The following is a 4,146-nucleotide window of genomic DNA, read 5'->3' on the forward strand; positions in this document are numbered from 1 at the left end:
TGTGCTGCTAACTTCGCTCGTAAGGGCGACCTTAAGAGCGCAGCCTCGCTACCGTGCCGTCCTCTCGCAAGGCGGCCTTCGCCGGAGGGTATCGCAAGGCGACCAGTGCAGCAACGATGAAATCGTCATCTTCGAAGTGACGGAGGAAATTGATCTGCGGGCTTGGCGAACACGCCGTGCTGACCTCGAGCGACGCTTTCGTCAGGACGAGGTGATCATCCGTTACTCATCGATCGGCGTCGTGTAGGATGCGTAGAGCTTCAGCTCGAGGGGCGGGCAAGTTCGACACGGATATTATAAGCTCCGAGGCAAGCTGACTACAAACGGCTTAGCCCAATAACACCGATCGGCAAATGCGACCTTCAGAGCATGATCGAGCAGCTGTCACCCGCCTGCGGGGCTTTCGTCGAGAAGCACAACGGACGTGAAATTCTCCAATTCTCCTCGCGAAAGTCGTGCAAGGATGCATGCCGCAAATCTTCCTCGCCGCCACATTGCTTCGCAGCAGCGCGAACTCGCCAGGATAAGACCTAAGAGAGGCCGCCAGCTAATTTCTTTCTCCAGCTTGCAATCGCGAGGCCGCACGCGATGCCGACACAATCGGCAAACCAGTCGAATATGTCCATGTCGCGACTTATTATTTGCGTGCCCTGCAGGACCTCGATCCCGGCGCCGGTAAGGGCGAGAAAAATTATCAGTCTTGCCCTGTGCTCTGGCCAACCGAGACTGCCAATAGCCGTCAACACGACGAAAGCTGCGGCGTGATTGAGCTTGTCATCATGAGAGGTGAAGCCGAAGCCAAAATTCTGCAAAAGCCACTCCGGTGAGAGCGCGAGCACGAGGACACCGGCCAGTGTGACCAGAAAAGCAGTCCTTGTCGCGATGGGAAAAGATCTTGCACGCAAAAAAATGGGGTCACTCCTTCTATCCGAACCTGGGAGGCCGGCACTTCGAACATAGCCATCCGCACGTAGCGGCACATTGGGGAACAGAGTCTATTGCCGCAGATGGCTGGGAAAAAGTCAAATTGGGATCTCGGTAGGCTTCTGTGTTTAATGCGGCAGTATCGGGGCGAGCGTCAGACGCGGGCCGCGATCGATGCCACTGATTGCCGGGACACCCTTCAAGGCTGCAAACCGTTTTTTATAACCCGTGACTTCACCGAGTATTCCGCGCTTAGAGAACAGCCCCGGCCAGTCTTCCTTCAAGTACTTGGCTTCGTCGTTGATCTTCGCCCAATCGTTGGCGTGCTTGCGAAGAGGCTCGCCCCATAGCAAGCTGCAGGAAGGTGTGACCAGGACGCCCGGCGGGTAACCCTGCCAAGGCCCGAATTTAGAAGGCGGCCAATGCGTACGGGACTGAGCGCCGTGGATCAAACATTAGCGACCCCGCTCGACCTCCCGGTTCAGGGCTGCACGTGCCTTGGCCAACGAGATGAGGAGCGATCCGAGAAATTTTTCGCCAAGCTCCGCCGGAAAACTCATTCGCCGCTCTCCTTCAACCACTCTCGATATAGCCACCACCCTGAGTGCTGCGAAATTTGCACAATAGCATCGGCTCACGACGAACGATTCCACGTGGAGACACCCCAGGTCTCCGCAAGCGTAGCACCACTGCATCCGTCAAATGCAATTTCTCAGTGCGGATGAAAAGATCCCCGCGTTCGTCGAAATCATGCGCGCGAATGTGCTCTCGGTCGAGATACGGTTCCGCCTCGCCTGTCCGGCGGTCATCGACCAAATCGAGGTAGGGATGCGGAAATCCGCATTCATGGAAGGCCGACGGACCTTTTCCACGAGCTGAACCCGCAAAACCAATGAGCCGCCGTTGAGTTCCAGACTGCACTCTTATGCAACAGACCCAAGGTTGATTGACGATCCTCCCCCAGGTCCACCCAGTTCCGAACCGGCACAACGCGGCAGTTGCTGATCTTCATGGCGTTTCTCCAAAGCTGCCGTTCGCGCTACGACCTGATGCGACCACCCTTCTCTATCCTTCGTGGGGAGAAATTCTACGGCAAGCCTTGACCCTGAGTCCGACGTCCCCTGCCGCGGCACGACAGATCGAAAGCCGTCATTCGGTTGGAGAAATGAGTCTCTTCTTGGCCTTCCAGAATTTGAGCGATTGGCCATCGCCCAAATCCTTGATGCGCTCTTCGACAATTTGATAGCCAACACGCTCGTAGAATTTCTTGGACGGAAGTGAGACGCTTAGAATCGTCTCTCTGAGACCGTTTGTTCGAGCCCGCTCCTCCAGGTCTTGCATCAACAGCTGCCCGAATCCAAATCGTTGTCTATCAGGATCAACAAGGAGAGCCGTGATTTCCTGGCCGTCAAGACTTGCAGTCGCGACCAATTGGCTACCCTGTTCCGCAACGAGTGTCACTCCTGTCTCAATGCGCTGCAAGACCTTTTCCTCAGAGTGGAATTGCTTCAAGAATGCGATCGCGCGTGGAGGGTAGACGCCGCTATAGCTGGTCTCGAGGGTCCTGAAAATCAGGCGACTTAGAGCTGGGGGGTCGTCGATTTCAGAAGAGCGAATATTGATCTTTGGGCTTTCGGTCATGACTGCATCCCAACCCGATCAAAGCATTATAGACGTCGACCCGCCTGTAGCGTGAATGTCGACTCCTAAAGCGGCCGCGGAATGCCCGGAATTGGCGCCAACTACTTGTTCAGTTGCCGACATCATGCGGCAAAAATTCCACCCCAGCCAGTCCTTCGACCCTGATGGCTGGCGTTCTGCGGCTCAGGTGTATTAACCGACGGGAAGCGCCAACTGCGGACGCTTGAAGCGAAGTGCGCAATGACGCTCCGTTGGCTCAAAGAACGTCCGCCGGGTTTCGCTCTATCAACTCCGCCACAAGGCGTTGAAGCCGCCAGAGGTTGCGGTCGCGTATCCCCTTGGCTTCGAGGTGAGAAACCGTGTTGAGCAAGTACTCCGCCCCGGTGCCCCAATGACCGCAGGCCCGGGCCAGGACATCGGCAACTGCTTCAAGTGACTGACGACCGGCATAAAGAGGTGAGGCGCGGTTCATAACAAAGGTCAACGCGGGCCTGGCTCCCGAGGCGGTCTCGACCGTGATCCAGCGGGGCATGCTATTGGCCGGCTTGTAGGTGAACTCGCGTCGAAACAATTTGCCGAATTGGCGTTCGAGGTTGTCCTCTGGTAGGTCGTACAGGACGCCTCGGCATTGCCCTCCACGATCGAGGGCCATCATAAGGCCGGGCTGCTCTGGCGTGCCCCGAAAACGGGTCATGCGGAAGCAAAAAGCACGATGCCAACCCCGAGCAGCGCCTAGTTGCTCACCGATGTGCTCGATCTCCGGCTTCCAGATCAACGAGCCGTAAGCGAATAGGCGGGTCGGTACCTTCGGGGCCGGATGAGCTCGGATCATTTGCTCGACCCAGCGGTCGTAGTCAGCATCGGTGTGTAGCTCGGCACCTGCCGTCAAACCCTGGTCTTGAACGACCTTGTGGACCCGCGCGACATGGTCCGCAGTCAAGGTCAGCTTTCTCATTTGGCTTGGCATCCCGTGCTCCATCGGATCAGGATCGCGTATCCTTGGCAGATGCTACCGGCGTTGCAAGATACGAACCGACGGACTGATTGCGATCAGCACGGTGCCGAGCGTCACAGACGCGAGGGACTTAACAACTGACATGATCATTTTGAGATCCTCCCCAGCTCCCGTCGGTCAACATTCAGTCCTTGGGGTCGCAGGTGTAGTGCCGTTCGAAGGTCCCGTCCGCGCGCCGCCGCTTGTCGAAGCCGCGATGTAAGGCTCGATCGCGCTCGTGGACCAGCCAAAGGGGATCTCGGCCGAGGCGTAGCCACTGCCGGCGGCCAACGGTCTCGGGATCGAGGCCCAAGCGATCCTGGTGCGCTCGATCCTCGTGCCGGACGCGCCGTCTCCGCATGACGGTTGGCGCGGCTTCGCAAATCGCACATGATTTCGTCACGTGAGATGCCGATGTCGCCAAGGACGTCATCGGGTAAACGGCTCAACTGGTCCGTTGCCGACAGGAGAGCTTTTCGCTCGGCGCGGAGACGTAACCACCTGCGAAATGGACCAATGGCGGCAGCATGAATTATAACCATGATCAGATCGTCCCTTCATTGATCTGAATTGACCGGTACGGAACG

At 57.4% G+C, this 4,146-nt stretch carries 4 protein-coding genes; 1 reads left to right on the plus strand and 3 read right to left on the minus strand.

The genetic code is table 11. From position 1 onward, the window contains the following. Position 1 precedes the first annotated feature (1 nt). Positions 2-247 carry a hypothetical protein gene (locus tag NKI72_RS34115; RefSeq protein ID WP_352852138.1) on the plus strand — a complete coding sequence of 82 codons (246 nt, stop codon included), beginning with the start codon at positions 2-4 and terminating at the stop codon, positions 245-247. Between the two features lie 283 nt (positions 248-530). Here the strand turns inward: NKI72_RS34115 and NKI72_RS34120 are convergent, their stop codons facing one another. The 3 genes from NKI72_RS34120 to NKI72_RS34130 form a co-directional block, all read right to left on the minus strand. Continuing rightward, positions 531-812, minus strand: coding sequence for a VanZ family protein (locus NKI72_RS34120; protein ID WP_352852139.1), 282 nt, complete (start codon positions 810-812; stop codon positions 531-533). A gap of 1,261 nt (positions 813-2,073) precedes the next feature. After that, positions 2,074-2,565 (minus strand): GNAT family N-acetyltransferase, encoded by a 492-nt coding sequence (locus NKI72_RS34125; protein WP_352852140.1) that lies wholly within the window; start codon positions 2,563-2,565, stop codon positions 2,074-2,076. Positions 2,566-2,821: 256 nt separating this feature from the next. Then, positions 2,822-3,520, minus strand: a complete 699-nt coding sequence (locus NKI72_RS34130) for a gamma-glutamylcyclotransferase (protein ID WP_352852141.1) — start codon at positions 3,518-3,520, stop codon at positions 2,822-2,824. Positions 3,521-4,146 lie beyond the last annotated feature (626 nt).

Origin of the sequence: Mesorhizobium sp. M0437, assembly GCF_040321335.1 — a bacterium.
Classification (GTDB): Bacteria; Pseudomonadota; Alphaproteobacteria; order Rhizobiales; family Rhizobiaceae; genus Mesorhizobium.